Here is a 14,979-nt window from a genome sequence, read left to right on the forward strand (position 1 = left end):
GGCCGCGACGGCGGCTATATCGGTGTAGGCGTTCAGTTCGCGACCTCCGCGGCGAGGCCGACGATCTGCCGGGCGCGATCCACGTAACGATGCCCCTCGGCGGTGATCCGCCGGTGCCCGGCCGCCGCGACCTCGGCGGCCCGATCCGGATGGGCGGCAACCCAATCGAGAATCGACACCAGCTCGTCGGTGCCGTCGAACAGGAAGCACTCGACGGTATCGCGCAGCAGGTCGGCGTGTTCGCCGGTGCGTTCACCGACGAACAATCCACCGGCGGCGGGCACCTCGAAGGTGCGGCAGGTATGGGTGTCGCGGTTGCCGGAGTTGAGCAGCACCAGATTGGCCCTCACCTGGGCGATCGCGGCCGAATACCCGGCGCCGTACACCGCGCCGCCGACGACGGCGCGGGTGGCGCGCAACTCCGGAACGCGGCGCCAGCCGGGGCCGCGGACCAGCAGGCCCGGTCCGTAGCGTCGAGCCAGGGACACCAGTTCGGCGCGGCGGTCGGGCCGGCACACTCCGATGAAACCGACCAGATAGTCACCGGCGCCGCGGCGCGCCGCCGGATGATGCCACGCCGGGTCGTAAGCGCTGAGCACGAAACCGGCGGCCCGGGCGCCACGCGCCCGCAACTCCGGCACGTTGTGCTGTTTGGTGGTGACGATCAGGTCCCAGCCGGGTTCCGCGGCCAGGTAGGCGTCGGTGAGGTTCTCGGGGTTGGACACGTCGTCCGGGCTGTAGTGCACGTGCAGTGCGGCGGACACGTCGAGCAGTCGTTGCTGGTCCAGATGGATCCCCTTGAACACGAACAGCATGTCGGGCCGGAACGTGGCAGCGTTGCGTTCGATCTGGGTGTGTACTCGTTCGATCGTGCGCCGGTCGCGCCGACCGGTCGCCTTCGCGTACACCCACGGTGGCGACAACCTGGCCGGGAGAGTCACCGGGGTGGAGTCGACCACGAGCACGTCGTGGCCGGCTTGCCGGAAGCCGTCGGCCAGCGAACGCGCGTTGCTGCCGAGCCAGTCGTCGCCGACGAACAGAATTCTCATGGTCAGGTTCCCTTCCTTGGCACGACAGGCAGCGGCACGGTGTCGGCTTCGGCGTGGTCGCGGCGGGCCAGGAACCGCATCCGCAGCAGATGCCAGGTGGCGACGGTGATTTCGGCCAGCAGCAGGCCGTAGACCAAGGTGTGCACCGAGCGGGTCCAGACGGTCAGCAGCAATGCGCCGATGGCGACGAGAGTGCCGAGCAGCGCGCCGATCAGGACACCGGTGGTGTCCTGGCGCACCGGCAGGATGGCCGTGGTGATGAACGAGGTGACCGTCGTGGCGGGCAGGATCAGCACCTCGATCCGCAACAGACCGGTGGACGCGGCGAATTCGGTACCGAAGACCAGCCGGATCAGCAGGGGCGCGGCCAGCCAGATGCCCGCTGAAGCGAGCGCGGCGACGGCGACGGTCACGGCCAGCGCCTGTGTGCTGTACCGCCAGAACCCGAGATGGTCGCCGCGCCGGGCCATCCGTGGCAACAGTGCGAAGCCGATGGCGTCGAGCAGTGATTGGACCGCGCGCACCAGGCGGTCTCCGGCCGAGTACAAGCCCAGCGAGACGGCGTCGAGCACGGCCGAGTACAGCGTCGCCGCGCCTTGTCCGTAGCCGGTGACCAGCAACCGGGAGACGAACACCGGCACGCTGCGGCGCAGCACGACGCCGTAGTAGCGGGGACGGGCCGGTGACCCGTACCGGCGCCAGGCATCCCACCATGTCAGTGCCACCGTCGGCACCGAGGACAGCAATAGGCACAGCAAGGCGACGTGCGGGTTCGGCAGTTGCGGAAGCAGGCCGACCAGCAGCCCGAGATAGCACAGCCGCCCGATGCTCTGATACGCGGTGGAGGTGCCGAACCGCCCCTCACCGATCAGCAGCCAGTCCTCCGACAGGGACCAGAAGCCACCGACGAACAGGCCGAGCAGCAGCATCTGCGCGGCTTCGGGCACGCGGACGGCAAAGGCTACGGCGAGGGCGACACCGAATAGCGCCGCCGTGGCGAGGCGGATGGCCAGATAGTCGCCACGCAGCTGGTTCATCTCCCGGAACCGGGTGTCCCTGCGCGCGTTGATCTCCGGCACGCGGGCGGACAAGAACTGCGTGACGCCCAGATCCACGACGAGCGAGCCGATGAAGTAAGCCGACATGCCGATGGCGAGCAGACCGAGGCCGTGGGCGCCGAGTACCCGGGCGATCAGCGGCACGGTGACGACCGTGACGATGTACTGACCGTATCTGCCGAAACTCACCAGTGCGATGTCGCCGAGTACCTCGAACCGGCTCGGCTTGCTGTGCGCGCCACCGCCTCCTGGGCCGCGCGCGCCGTCGGCGCGACGGTGTACCCCGCCGGGGCGCCGGGGCAGTTCGACCCGGGGGAAGACGTCGGTGGTCAGCGTGGCGAGGTAATCGGGTTCGGTCACGGCGGCGCCACCTCGTCGAGGAAACGGGTGACCACGCGCGCCGTGGTGTCGATGTCGAAGTCGCGGGCGCGGTCGGCGCCTGCGGCGGCGATCCGGGCGCGTGCGGCCGGATCGCCGAGCAGTTCGGTGAGAGCCGCGGTGAGCGCGGCTGCGTCACCGGCGGGCACCAGCCGGCCGGTACGCCCGTCGGCGATGATCTCGGCCGGGCCGCCGGGGACCGTCGCGATCACCGCGCATCCCGCGGCCATACCCTCGACGACTACCTGCCCGAACGGCTCGGGCAGCACCGAGCAGTGCACGAGCACGTCGGCCTCGGCGAGATACCGGTCGGGGTCGTCGACGTGACCGGTGAACGTCACGGCCAGGCCGAGTTCGTCAGCGAGTTGTTCCAGGTGCTGCTGGAAGGGTTGTTCATCGAAGAACGTCCCGCCCACGAGGTACACCGCCGCGGGCCGGGTCGGTACCGCCGCCAGGGCACGCAGAAACACGTCCTGGCCTTTCCAGGGGCTCAGCCGTCCCACGACGACCACGACCGCGTCGGCGGCCGCGCGGGTGCGGGGAGTCGGCGGTGTGGCGGGCAGGACGACGCCCGGGTAAGCGACGACCCCCGGGATGCGCGCGGGCAATGTCTCCCGGGTGCCCTGACTGTTGGCGAGCAGTCCCCGGCAGAACAGAGCGGCCAGCAGCCGGATAGCGGTGGCAGGGAGCAAGCCGAAGTAGTCCCGGGATACTCGGTCGTGGACCTGCCAGACGAGGGGCACCCGGGCGCGGCGGGCCGCGACCACCCCCAGCACCAGCGCTTTGCTGCTCTCCGCGACCAGTACTCGAGCGCCCAGCTCGCGGACCGCGCCGCCGACCGTCCAGCCCAGCCGCAGCAACGCGAGAAACCCCGTGATCAGCCGCAACGGGCCGGATCCCGTGGTCATCGCCCGGCTGTCGAATCGGCCTGTCACGACACGGGTTTCGATCCCCGCGTCGCGGGCGCGGGCCAGCACCGGGCCGTCGTCGGTGCACACCAGCGCCACTTCGGTGCCCTGCGTCCGCAGCGTGCGCAGCAGCCGCAAGGTGGCCAATTCGGCTCCGGACGGCGCGGCGGTGTGGCCGAGGAAAACCGCGGGGCCACTCATGTGAGTTCCCGGTACAGCGCCGCGTGCCGCAGAGCGGCGACCTGCCAGCTGAAGGTCTCCGCGTGGGCGCGGCATTGCGCCGGTGAGGGCCGAGCGCCTGCGATCGCCGCGCTGATCCGAGCCGCGAGCGCGGTGGGGTCGCCGGGCGGCACGATCAGCGACGGATCCAGGCCCCGCACGGCGTCGGGCAAACCGCCGCACCGAGTGACCACCGGCGCCCGGCCCGCGGCGAGCGACTCGAGGGCGATCAGGCCGAATCCCTCCAGGGCCACCGTCGGCACCACGGTCAGCGCGGCGGCGGTGTAGCGGGCGGCGAGTTCCCGGTCGGGAATCCGGCCGGTGAACTCGACGCTGACGTCGAGCCCGCCCTCGATCGCTCCGCGTCGGAGATCCGCCTCGGCGCTGCCGGTTCCGACGATGACCAGACGAGCCTCCGGATGCTCGGCGAGTACCCCGGGCCACGCGCGCAGCAACACATCGATCCCCATCCGGCGCTCCAGCCGCCGCACACACAGGACGACCGGCGGGGCCGCGGGGACCGGGGCGGCTCGGAACCGGCTGAGATCGACTCCGGGCGCGATCACCTCGACGCGATCCGGCGCGATGCGGTAGTCGTCGCACAACACAGTGCGGAAGTGATCGGAAAGCACGACGAAACGATCCGCGCAAACGTAACGCAAACGTTCGATGAGGTATTTGGCGAAAGCTGCGGCGGAATGCTGTCCGTGCATTCGGCTCTCCGCCGCCCACGGACCGTGGAAATGCACGACCAGTGGTAGCCGTCGACCACGCCGGTCTCTGGCGGCCGGGCCGTAGAGGCAGAAGTGGCGATCCACGACGGTGCCGGGGTGCAACGCGTCGCGAGCGCGGAACGCGGTGCGGGCGCGGTGCAGTGTCGACCCCCCGACCGGTCCCCAGGATCGGGTACCGGCCACCGTCCGGTCGGGCGGGCCGAAGGCGGCGGCGGACAACGAAATACCAGGAACGTCCAGCAATGCGCCGTGCAAGTCCGTGAAGTATCGGCCCAGGCCGCCGGGCGCGGCGCCGAACCACTCCGATCCGGTCATGTGCACCCGCACCGCGCCGGAAGCGCTGATCATGACCCGATCCCCTCATCCAGCATGCCGCACCGCGGAGTCGTCGGCCGAACTCGTTTACGGCCGGGAAGTATAGGACCGGCCACCGGTTCCGGCCTTCCCACACAGATGCGCGGTATCCGATTTCCGGCACCGGGCATTACGAGCCCGGATGCCGGCTCCAAGCGAAATATGGCATAGTTTGGGCAATTACGAGGCAATGTCCGATTGCGGTTCTGACAAAAAGGCGGCTGGCGATGCGGAAACTGTCGGTGTGCGTGCCGGCCTACAACGCGGAACGAACGCTCTGCGCGACCCTGGATTCGGTACTGGCCCAAGACCTCGATTTCGAAGTCGTGATCCTCGACAACGCGAGCACCGACCGCACCGGCGAGATCGCGCGGGCGCGCCACGATCCGCGGGTGCGCGTCCTGCGCAACGATCGCGTACTGCCGATCGGCGCGAATTGGGACCGGGTGATCCGGGAATCCACCGGGGACCTCGTGAAGGTGGTCTGTGCCGACGACCTGCTGCGTCCCGGCACCCTCGCCGCGCAGTCGGCGGTGTTCGACGACGACGCGATCGCGTTGTGCGCGGGCAGGTTCGACGTGATCGACGAGTCCGGCGACCTGCTCGAGACCGGGCTTGGGCTGCCGGATCTGATCGGCAGGCACGGCAGTCGCCGGCTGGCCCGGGTGATCGTGCGTCGCGGGGCGGCCGACTTCGGCCCCACCGCGGCCGCCATGTTCCGGCGTGCCGACTACGACGCCGTCGGCGGACTGCGCGGCGACCTCGTCTTCCCGATGGATGTGGACCTGTTCGCCCGCGTCGGAAGCCGCGGCGCTTTCCTCGGGCTCGACGACATCGTGGCCGCCTGGCGGAACTCCTCGTTCAACCTGTGCAGTCGCACATCGACCCGCAGCAAGCTCACCGAGCAGCTGAGATTCCATCATCGGCTGGGCGCCGATCACCCGGAGCTCGTCCGTCCGGCCGACGTGCTGGCCGGTGACCTGCGCCTGGTCCGGGCCTTGGGAACGCGGCTGCGGGTGCGCGCGCGGGCCGCGGTCGGCCGCTGAACAAGACCGCGGTTGTTGCCGTCCGGTAGTGGCCACCGCCGATCACACCGTCGAGGCCGGGCCGTCGGCGTCGCCGCTCGGCGACATCGGTTCGGCGCGGGGGCGCCCACGCACCGGTCCGATCGCCTCGATGTCGGCGAGCACGAGGCCGCCGGACCGGTCGGCCACGACCATCGGCGCCGTGGCCGGTGCGACCGCGTCGGCCGGTGAATGCGGCTGTCGGCGCATCCTCGAGGTGGTGTTCATCGGTACGGCTGTCCTCGCTCGGGAACTGCTGGCCGGGTGCGGCCCGGGAATCGTGGTCGGCGGGATGGAGTCACACGGTCGGGGGTCGGTCATCCACTCCCCCTTCTGGGTCCGCGCGGATCGTCCACGAACCAGCGCCCGTCGAGTTCTGGAAGTCCGGTCGACACTTCATCCAGTAGATCGGGCAGCGTCAACAGCACCCGGTCGGGTGCTGCCGCGATCAGATCCTGCGGGCTGATGATCGGGATGTCGGTGCCGGGCATCCGGCGTCCCCGTTTGGCGGGTGCGGCGTCGGCGACTCCGGCGACAAGTCCTTGGTGTGCCCCGGCCAGCGACAGCAGGGCAACCGCCCGGGACGCGGCGCCGTAGGCGTAGACGCGCTGTCCGGACGCGGCCGCATCGATCAGCCAGTTCCGCAGCGCGCGCACATGGTCGTCCACGAACCGCTGGAGCCGACGCAGCGATTCCGGGGTGAGGAGTTCGCGTTCGCGGGCCAGGATCTCGCGCGCGGCGCGGTCCGGCTCGGTAGGGCCGCGCCGAGCCGCTACCAGCACCGTCCCGCCGTACAGGTCGAACTCCCACGCGGTGGTCACGCCCATGCCCGCGGCGGTGAGCGCCAGGCTCAGCGCATGCAGGGAGTAGTACGCGAAATGCCCGTGCCGCAACGCGTTCCACTGCCGTTGTGCCACGATGGCGGCCAGCGAATGGAACTGCAGCAGGAGCAGCCCGCCCGGCGCGGTGGCCGCGGCGCGTGCGGCGAACGCGGCCCGCTGGTCGGGTTCGTGCATGATGCCGAAACAGTCCACGACCAGGTCCGCCCGCGCCGCGCCGGCTTCGGTGCAGCCACGCTCGGCCAGCAACGGCAGCCAGGAACCACCGTGCGGACTACCGAACTCGATGACCGTGCGCCCGCGCAGCAGACCGGCCGCGTCGACCCGGGCGATCGCATCGGCCGCTTGATCGCGCAGGGCCCGCGGCTCCACGCCACGGGGTTCGGCGGCCACGGTGTCGTCTTCGGCGAGCTGCGCCAGCTCGCAGTGCGGGCACCGCACCATCCGCAGCGGGTGCGTGGTCTCCGCCGGTGTCACCGGCCGTCCCGCGGGCGGGAAATCATCGGCTGCGGGCACCGTCCCGAGATCGAGGACGGTGTGCAGAACGGCGCCGGAGCAGGCGCGGCAGCGGCCGGTCATGACACGATGTCGGTGTGCGTATCGAGCAGACCGACCTGGTCGGCGTGGTGGTGCTGGTCCCAGCGCCCGCCCGGGACGACCGGGGCCTGTTCACCCGGACCTTCGATGCCGCGGAATTCGACGCCCATCTGGGAATGCCGGGGTTCTCGGCCGGTTTCGTGCAGGACTCGCAGTCCCGGTCGCACCGCGGGGTGGTGCGCGGCATGCACGGCCGGTCCGGGCGCGGGGAGGCCAAACTGGTCCGCTGCGCACACGGCGCGGTGCATGACGTGCTGGTCGACATCCGGCCGTCGTCGCCGACGTTCGGCCGGACGCAGGCGTTCCGGCTCGACGACGAGGAGTTCCGGCACCTGTACGTGCCACCGGGCTTTCTGCACGGATTCCAAGCACTCACCGACACCGCCGATGTGTGCTATCGCATCGATCGGCCGCACGATCCTGCCGAGGATCTCAGCGTCGCCTTCGACGATCCGGACTTGGCGATCGCCTGGCCGCTGCCGGTGACGGCGGTGTCGGATCGCGACGCGAACGCCGGACGATGGAGCCATCTGCGGGCTATCCTGTCACCGGCGCGGTGACCGCACGCAGTCGCGGGTCCACAGCGCCGGACGCTCGCAGCCGCTGCAGCCACGCGAGCCGGGTGAATCGCTGGGAGAATGCCTCTTCGGTGAGGCCACGCTCGGTGTACTCGCGGTAGAGTTCGGCGGCGCCGTCCGGCACCGACCACTGCGCCTCGAAACCGAGCACCGCGCGGGCGGCGGAGAAGTCGACCCGGTAGGAGCGGGGGTCGGCGCCGGTCTCCCCGGTGATCAGCAGTCGCGACCCCGGCACGGTGGCCACCACCGACTCGGCGATCTCGGCCACGGTGAGGTTGTTTCGCTCCGTGCCGATGTTGAACGCCCGCCCGGCGACGGCCGACGCCGGTGCGGTGAGGCAGCGTTCGAAGGCCGCCGCGATGTCGCGGGCGTGGACCAGCGGCCGCCAGGGCGTGCCGTCGGAGAGCACCTTGACCGCACCGGTGAGGACGGCGTGCCCGACGAGGTTGTTGAGCACGATGTCAGCGCGCGGACGAGGGGAGAATCCGAACGCGGTGGCATTGCGCAGGAAGACGGGAACGAAATCGTCGTCGGCCAGCGCCGCGACATCGTCTTCGACGCGCACCTTCGACTCGGCGTAGGGGGTGATCGGCCGCAGCGGCGCCGACTCGTTCACCAGTTCGTCTCCGGCGGCACCGTATACCGAGCAGGTGGAGGCGTACAGAAACCGGGACACACCGGCTTCTTTCGCGAGCCGAGCCAGACGCACCGAGGCGCGGTGGTTGATTTCGTGGGTGACTTCCGGCGCGAGCGCGCCCAGGGGATCATTGGACAGCGCGGCGAGATGGACGACCGCATCGATGCCGCGAAGGGCGTCGATCTGCACCGATCGCAGGTCCAGGCGCAGGCCCTCCGGATCGCCGGCGAACTCACCCAGCAGGCAGTCGGCGAACCAGCCCGTGTCGAGCCCGACGACCTCGTGCCCGGCGGCTTGCAGTATCGGGACCATGACGGTGCCGAGATATCCCTGATGCCCGGTGACCAGGACTCGCATCGTTGTCACTCCTTTTCCCATGAGATCACGGCCTTGTTCACCACGAAGGCTTCGGCGTACTCGGTGCGGCACTGCACGCCGCGGATCCGCGCGGAGGCCAGGAACGCGGTTTCGTCGAACCAGTCGCGCCCGGTCTGCGATGGGTAATACCGATGCAGCAGTCGCGATTTCCGCTGGATCAGTTCCGCGTCGACCGGGTGGAATACGGTCGGCGCCGGTGTGTCGACCTCCGCCTTGAGGATCTCGTAGCCGAGGATCAGGTGGTCGCGGAACTCGGTCGGCACCAGCTTCGCGAGCGTGCGGTGATCCTGGTGCGCGTCGCCCGGTTGCGGGGCGAACACCAGGTCCGGTTCACCCGCACGGCGAAACTCCGCTACGGCCGTCTTGATCCGATCCCAGTGCGCCGGTGCGCGTCCGTCCGGGACGTCGAGCACCGTCAATTCCGGTGTCCGTCCCGAGCAGAAGGCGGTGAGCGCCGCCCGTTCTTCCCGCTCGCGCTCGGTGCCCGCGCCGGAAAGGACCAGCGCGCGCACCCGCATACCCGGATGGGCGCTGGTCAGCGACAGCAGCGTGGCTCCCATGCCGATCGGGATGTCATCGCAATGCGCGCCGAGCAGGGCGATCTCGGCGGGCCGCGGGGAAAGCAGAGCGATCACTGCTCCCACACCATCCACGGTCGGTGTCCGCTGCGGTAGGCCGCATCGAGTTCGGCGCGCTCCTTGAAAGTATCCGCCGGTTTCCAGAATCCGTCGTGGCGATAGCCGAACAACCGGCCCTGGCCCGCGAGCGTCCCACAGGCGTCCTCCACCAGATCGCCACCTGGTGGCAGCAGGTCGAATATCTCCCGGCCGAGCACGAAGTAACCGCCGTTCTCCCACAGGGGCATACGCGCCACGGGAACGATGTCCTTGACCTCGCCGGTAGCACTGAGGTCCACGCAGTGGAACGACGATTGGGGTGGCACCACCAGCAGGGATGCCGCGGCCCCCGAAGCATGGAACTGGCTGATCATCTCGTCCAGGGGAGCGTCGGTGAGGACGTCCGCGTAGTTGGCCAGGAAGTACTGGTCGTCGCCGAGGTGCTCGCGCACCCGGCGCAATCGCTCTCCGATGGCCGACTCCACGCCGGTATCGACGAAAGTGATCGTCCAGTCGTCGATATCGCTGCCGAGCAATACGACCCGGCCGTTGCGGATCACGAAGTCGTTGGACGCCGACTCACGGTAGCTGAGGAAGAAATTCTTGATGTGCTCGGCGCCGTATCCGAGGCACAGGATGAATTCGGTGTGACCGTAGTGCGCGTAGTACCGCATCACGTGCCAGAGCAGGGGGCGGGGTCCGACGAGTTGCATCGGCTTGGGCACCATGTCATCGGTGCCGCCGCGCATGCGCATGCCGTAGCCACCGCAGAACAGAACGACTTTCATCCGCGCCGGTTTCCTTTCGACTCGGCTCCGGCCGGCCGGGCCGGGGCCGGGCAAGCCGGGTCGACCACGTGCAGCTCGGGCAAGGGATAAGCGAGCTGACCGCCCCACTCGGCGACATGCCGCAGCTGTGCGGTGATCTCGTGCTCGAGATTCCAGGGCAACACCACGACCACGTCCGGACGATCGGCGTCGAGCCGGGCCGGCGGGTGGATCGGGATTCGCGTTCCCGGCGTGAATCTGCCGTGTTTGTAGGGATTGCGGTCGACGGTGTACTCGAGTAGGTCGGGCCGGATCCCGCAATAGTTGAGCAGTGTGTTGCCCTTGCCCGGCGCACCGTATCCGACGACGCGTTCGCCCCGGCGTCGGCAGTCGAGCAGGAACGCGAGCAGCTCATGCCGCACGGACTCGGCACGCCGCCGCAGCGATGTGTAGCCGTCCGCCGAGTGCAATCCCGCGGATCGCTCGAGGTCGAGCACTTCCCGCACCCGGTCGCTCACCGCCGCCACGGCGGCATCGGGACGCACCCACAGCCGGATCGATCCGCCGTGCGTCGGCAGCTGATCGACATCGACCACGGTCAATCCCGCGACAGCGAGCGCACGTTGCGCCGAAAGCACGGTGTAGTACTGGAAATGCTCGTGGTAGATGGTGTCGAACTGGCCGAGCCCGACCAAGTTCAGCGCATGGTGCACCTCGATGGTCAGCATGCCGTCGTCCGCCAGCAGGATGCGTAGCGCACGGGTGAATCCGCGCAGATCCGGGATATGGGCATAGACGTTGTTGGCGACCACGAGATCCGCGGGGCCGTGTTCGGCACGGATCCGGCGAGCCGAATCCTCGTCGAGGAAGGTGGTTTCGGTGGGTACGCCCGACTCGCGAGCCACGGTCCCGACGTTGACCGAGGGCTCGATACCCAGGCATCGGATCTCGCGGTCCACGACGTGGCGGAGCAGGTAGCCGTCATTGCTGGCGACCTCAACCACGAAGGAGTCCCTGCCCAGTCCCAGCCGGGCGGCCGCGGTGTCGACGAACTCGCCCGCGTGGCGGACCCAGCTGTCGGAATAGGAGGAGAAGTAGGCGTATTCGGTGAAGGTCTCCTCCGGTGTGATCAGCGCCGGAATCTGCAGCAGCAGGCAGTCGACGCAGACCCGCAAATGCAACGGGTAGGTCGGCTCGGGCAGATCGAGCTGGTCGGCGGTGAGGAACGATTCGCACGGCGGCGTGGCGCCGAGATCCAGAACGCTGGACAGCCTGCCGGAGTCACAGAGTCGACAGCGCACAGATCCGATCCTTTGCTCGAAACGTCTCGGCCCCGTCGGCACGCCTGTCGCGGCGCACGGAAGCGTGAGCTGCCCGGCGTATCACGAGATGCGCGCGACGAGAACGTCATTCGTGGTACGGGCCGCATTGTCGCGACTGTCAGCGTACCGACGGCAATATCGGCTGGATTACAGATCAGTGTTACAAACTGTGATATACAGCACACTCCATATTCACCTTCATGGTGTTATTCCCGATGCGTATCGAGATCGGTCGCCGAGCGGATCCGGTTCAGTTAACATCCCGATCACGCTGCTTCGCGCATACCTTCTGATCGGCGAGAGACCTTGTGCCACTTGCCGATCAAACTGCCGATGAAGCGCTCGGTAGAGGCGGTCGGGACGCTGCCGGGAAAGACGATCTCCGGATCGGGTAGCAATTCCACCGTTGCCCCAGGAGGGGTGTTCTCTTGATGAAATCCAAGGCTGTCCCGGAATGGAATGGGACCGCCGAATCCCCACGATCCTTCGTGGCTCCACTGGTTACCGTCTCGACCCGTAAGGCCTGGCGATCGGAGTACGTACGTCGCCTCGCCATCACCGATTTCGCCGCCGTTTCCATCGCCGTGGGGAGTGCGCAGCTGATTCGCTTCAACGGGGGTGGTGCTCCGCCGCTGGCCTGGGAGGGGCCGTACCGGGTCGGTTACACGGTGGTATCGGGCATGCTCGCCTTGGGCTGGTTCGCGATCCTCGGCAGCGCGGGCAGCCGCGCGCCGCAACTGGTCGGCAGCGGTGTCGAGGAGTTCCGGCGGCTGTTGTCGGCGACCATGCACTTGTTCGGCGTACTGGCACTCATGTCGCTGGCACTCGAAATCAATTTCGCCAGAGGTTATCTCGCGATCGCCTTTCCGGCCGGCGTCCTCGCGGTGGTCGGTGGACGACTGTGGTGGCGTCATCGGCTTGCCAGGGAACGCCGCCGGGGACGCCATCGGTCGGCCGTACTCGTGGTCGGCACAGCCGACGCGGTCGCTGCGATGACCGCGGCGTTCGCCGCAGACCCGGGCGCAGGTTACGACGTCGTCGGCGCCTGCGTGCCGGGTGGGCAATCAGGCGATGCGCCGCTGGCTTTCGCCGGCGGTACGGTGGCGGTCGTCGGTGACGACAGCGCCGTGCTGCGAGCGGTCCTGCACACCCACGCCGACACTGTCGCCATCGGTCCCACCCGGCATCTCGGTCCGACCGAGCTGCGCAGACTCGCTTGGGAACTCGACGCGCTGGGAGTCGAGTTCATGCTGGCGCCAGGGGCAGTCGACATCGCCATATCCCGGCTGACCAATCGGCAGGTCGCGGGGATGCCGATGATGCACATCGCGGAGCCGCAGTACGAGCGTGCTCGGTCGGTCAGCAAAACGGCCTTCGACATCGGTTTCGCGACAGTGTGCGTACTGCTGCTCCTGCCGGTGTTCCTGGCGATCGCGATCGCGGTGAAGACCACCAGCCGCGGCCCGGTCTTCTACCTGTCGGAACGCATCGGCCGATACGGCCTGGCGTTCCGCATGATCAAGTTCCGCAGCATGTACGACGACGCCGACCAGTATGCCGAGGCATTGATCGCACAGCACGGTGGAAATCCGGTCTTCTTCAAGATGAAGGTCGACCCCCGGGTCACGCCGGTCGGGCGGTTCCTGCGCAAGTACAGTCTCGACGAACTGCCGCAGTTCCTCAACGTTCTGCGCGGCGACATGAGCGTTGTCGGGCCGCGACCGCAGGTGCGGCGGGAAGTCGACACCTACGACCACATGATGCGCCGACGCCTGCTCGTGAAGCCGGGGCTGACCGGCTTGTGGCAGGTCAGTGGCAGGTCGGACCTTCCGCTCGAGGACGCGGTGCGACTCGACCTGTCCTATGTGGAGAACGTGTCCATGCGGATGGACCTGCGGCTGATCGCGCGCACGGTCGGTGTCGTGGCGCGAGGCGAGGGAGCGTACTGACGCCGCGGAGCGGTGGTCCCGAAGCGCCGATCGTGCCGGGAACGCACGGTGTCAGTGGCCGTATCAGGCGAGTGTCAGCGTGGTGTCAGGCCCGGCGCCGACAGTAGTTCTCATGACGAACAACAACACCTCCTCCACCGCTTCGAAGTGGACCGGTATGGTGCCGGTCGACGATACGGCCCTGGCCGTCACCGACACCGGCGGGCGCGGCATCCCCGTGGTCTACTGCAATGGCCAGTTCGCCACTCAGGGGTACTGGCGGCGGGTCATCGCCGAACTCGGCTCCGAATTCCGGCACATCACCTTCGATGAGCGGGCTCGCGGCAAATCGCGGCGTTCGGCGGACTATTCCTTCGAGGCCGCGGTCCGGGACGTCGACGCCGTCCTGGCCGCCCGTGACGTGGACCGGGCGTTGCTGGTCGGCTGGTCCTACGGGGCAGTCGTCGCGGCGCACTGGGCCGCCAGGAACCCGGACCGTGCCGTGGGTGCGGTGCTGGTCGACGGCGCGTTCCCGTACGACTGGCTCGACGCGGCCATGGAGCAGCGGATCCGCAAGCTGTTCAAGCGGCTGGGCTGGTTCACGCCGCTGCTGCGCCCGACCGGCCTGACCCCGCGGATGACCGCCGCACAGATGGCCGAAAGCAATATCGAACTCGGCAAGCTCTCCCGCGAACGCGAGCTGGGTCGCGTGCTGGACGAGATCAGCGTGCCGTTGCGGTATGTGGTCGCTTCGGGCACGTCGTTCGGAAGCCGCGGTGACGAGCAGGAACGGATCCGGGCCGGCCTCGACGCGGTGTGCGACCGCAACCCGAACATCCGCATCAGCGCGAAGGTCGCCAGCAACCACGGCGCACTCCTGCGCAAGGATTTCCGTGCCATCGCCCAGGCCGTGCGCGAGACCGCAGCGGCCCACGATCAGCAGGGTTCGCCGAGCCGCTGACCTGCCATCAACGTGGGTGACTTCGTTCTCCCGGCACCAACCCCCGGCAATCCGGGACACATCTATCCGACCCCTTGCAACACAACACATTCCGAAGGAGACACCACCATGTCCATCACCCTCACCGACCAGGACAAGGCCACCATCCGGACCGCCGCCTACGGCGCGGTATCGCTGCTGGCCGCCGCGGACGCGACCGGCTCACCGCACAAGGCCGCCACCCACGGCTCCATCGCCCTGTCGTCGGCGACCGGCGCGGTCGGGCACGTACTCGCCGCGAAGTCCAAGGACATCACCCTGAACGGCAAGAACGTCGCCGAACTCGCCGACCAGGTGCTGCCTGCCCTCACCGCGGCCATGAACGTGCTGCAGAAACAGGATCCGGCCGAGGCCGACAACTTCCGCAACACCGTCCTCGTCGCCGTCGACGCGGCCATCGGAAGCCGCAAAGGCGCGCCCAGCCCCGTCCTGGCCGACATGACCCGCAAGATCACCGCGGCGCTCGACGCCGCCTGATCGGATGCAGCCGGCACCGCCACAGCCTGTCACGGGGTCCGCACCGGACCTCGTGACACGGCAGGAGTGCAGCGG

16 protein-coding genes are annotated in these 14,979 nt (G+C 68.7%); 5 read left to right on the top strand and 11 right to left on the bottom strand.

Annotated features, from left to right (window positions below; all coding sequences use genetic code 11):
- Positions 1-32: 32 nt before the first annotated feature.
- The 4 genes from ACWEKR_RS21235 to ACWEKR_RS21250 all read right to left on the bottom strand — a co-directional run bounded on the left by ACWEKR_RS21235 (position 33) and on the right by ACWEKR_RS21250 (position 4,667).
- The gene (locus ACWEKR_RS21235) at positions 33-1,049 is read right to left on the bottom strand and encodes a CgeB family protein (RefSeq protein ID WP_452355930.1); all 1,017 of its coding nucleotides are present in this window, start codon (positions 1,047-1,049) and stop codon (positions 33-35) included.
- Between the two features lie 2 nt (positions 1,050-1,051).
- Positions 1,052-2,305 carry a lipopolysaccharide biosynthesis protein gene (locus ACWEKR_RS21240; RefSeq protein WP_452355980.1) on the bottom strand — a complete coding sequence of 418 codons (1,254 nt, stop codon included), beginning with the start codon at positions 2,303-2,305 and terminating at the stop codon, positions 1,052-1,054.
- A 158-nt stretch (positions 2,306-2,463) separates the two neighbouring features.
- Positions 2,464-3,594, bottom strand: a complete 1,131-nt coding sequence (locus tag ACWEKR_RS21245; RefSeq protein ID WP_452355931.1) for a glycosyltransferase — start codon at positions 3,592-3,594, stop codon at positions 2,464-2,466.
- A complete protein-coding gene (locus ACWEKR_RS21250; protein WP_452355981.1) occupies positions 3,591-4,667 on the bottom strand; it encodes a glycosyltransferase family 4 protein in 1,077 nt (358 codons plus the stop codon). Before ACWEKR_RS21250 ends, ACWEKR_RS21245 begins: the two co-directional genes overlap by 4 nt.
- 260 nt (positions 4,668-4,927) lie before the next feature.
- Between ACWEKR_RS21250 and ACWEKR_RS21255 the strand changes: the two genes are divergently transcribed.
- On the top strand, positions 4,928-5,746 hold the full coding sequence (locus tag ACWEKR_RS21255; protein WP_452355932.1) for a glycosyltransferase family 2 protein: 819 nt from the start codon (positions 4,928-4,930) through the stop codon (positions 5,744-5,746).
- 42 nt (positions 5,747-5,788) lie between these two features.
- Here ACWEKR_RS21255 and ACWEKR_RS21260 read toward each other — a convergent pair whose 3' ends face one another.
- Both ACWEKR_RS21260 and ACWEKR_RS21265 read right to left on the bottom strand, forming a co-directional pair.
- Positions 5,789-5,992: a hypothetical protein gene (locus ACWEKR_RS21260; RefSeq protein WP_452355933.1), complete on the bottom strand. Its 204-nt coding sequence runs from the start codon at positions 5,990-5,992 to the stop codon at positions 5,789-5,791.
- A gap of 89 nt (positions 5,993-6,081) precedes the next feature.
- A complete protein-coding gene (locus ACWEKR_RS21265; RefSeq protein WP_452355934.1) occupies positions 6,082-7,182 on the bottom strand; it encodes a class I SAM-dependent methyltransferase in 1,101 nt (366 codons plus the stop codon).
- Between the two features lie 14 nt (positions 7,183-7,196).
- Between ACWEKR_RS21265 and ACWEKR_RS21270 the strand changes: the two genes are divergently transcribed.
- Positions 7,197-7,760: a dTDP-4-dehydrorhamnose 3,5-epimerase family protein gene (locus tag ACWEKR_RS21270; protein ID WP_452355935.1), complete on the top strand. Its 564-nt coding sequence runs from the start codon at positions 7,197-7,199 to the stop codon at positions 7,758-7,760.
- Here the strand turns inward: ACWEKR_RS21270 and ACWEKR_RS21275 are convergent.
- The 5 genes from ACWEKR_RS21275 to ACWEKR_RS21295 form a co-directional block, all read right to left on the bottom strand.
- A complete protein-coding gene (locus ACWEKR_RS21275) occupies positions 7,738-8,772 on the bottom strand; it encodes an NAD-dependent epimerase/dehydratase family protein (protein ID WP_452355936.1) in 1,035 nt (344 codons plus the stop codon). The two genes, ACWEKR_RS21270 and ACWEKR_RS21275, sit on opposite strands and share 23 nt — an antisense overlap.
- Before the next feature lie 5 nt (positions 8,773-8,777).
- Positions 8,778-9,428 carry a PIG-L deacetylase family protein gene (locus tag ACWEKR_RS21280; protein ID WP_452355982.1) on the bottom strand — a complete coding sequence of 217 codons (651 nt, stop codon included), beginning with the start codon at positions 9,426-9,428 and terminating at the stop codon, positions 8,778-8,780.
- A complete protein-coding gene (locus ACWEKR_RS21285) occupies positions 9,425-10,198 on the bottom strand; it encodes a glucose-1-phosphate cytidylyltransferase (protein WP_452355937.1) in 774 nt (257 codons plus the stop codon). The genes ACWEKR_RS21280 and ACWEKR_RS21285 overlap by 4 nt, the downstream gene beginning before the upstream one ends.
- Positions 10,195-11,478 carry a methyltransferase domain-containing protein gene (locus ACWEKR_RS21290; RefSeq protein WP_452355938.1) on the bottom strand — a complete coding sequence of 428 codons (1,284 nt, stop codon included), beginning with the start codon at positions 11,476-11,478 and terminating at the stop codon, positions 10,195-10,197. Before ACWEKR_RS21290 ends, ACWEKR_RS21285 begins: the two co-directional genes overlap by 4 nt.
- Positions 11,479-11,765: 287 nt before the next feature.
- Positions 11,766-11,903, bottom strand: a complete 138-nt coding sequence (locus ACWEKR_RS21295; protein WP_452355939.1) for a hypothetical protein — start codon at positions 11,901-11,903, stop codon at positions 11,766-11,768.
- Between the two features lie 84 nt (positions 11,904-11,987).
- On the opposite strand from ACWEKR_RS21295, the gene ACWEKR_RS21300 reads away from it, so the two are divergent.
- The 3 genes from ACWEKR_RS21300 to ACWEKR_RS21310 all read left to right on the top strand — a co-directional run bounded on the left by ACWEKR_RS21300 (position 11,988) and on the right by ACWEKR_RS21310 (position 14,904).
- Entirely contained in the window at positions 11,988-13,448 is a 1,461-nt protein-coding gene (locus ACWEKR_RS21300) for a sugar transferase (protein WP_452355940.1), read from the top strand.
- A 112-nt stretch (positions 13,449-13,560) separates the two neighbouring features.
- Complete coding sequence (locus tag ACWEKR_RS21305) at positions 13,561-14,388, top strand: alpha/beta fold hydrolase (RefSeq protein WP_452355941.1); 828 nt, start codon at positions 13,561-13,563, stop codon at positions 14,386-14,388.
- A gap of 108 nt (positions 14,389-14,496) precedes the next feature.
- On the top strand, positions 14,497-14,904 hold the full coding sequence (locus tag ACWEKR_RS21310) for a hypothetical protein (RefSeq protein WP_452355942.1): 408 nt from the start codon (positions 14,497-14,499) through the stop codon (positions 14,902-14,904).
- Positions 14,905-14,979 lie beyond the last annotated feature (75 nt).

The organism is Nocardia sp. NPDC004573 (assembly GCF_053602135.1).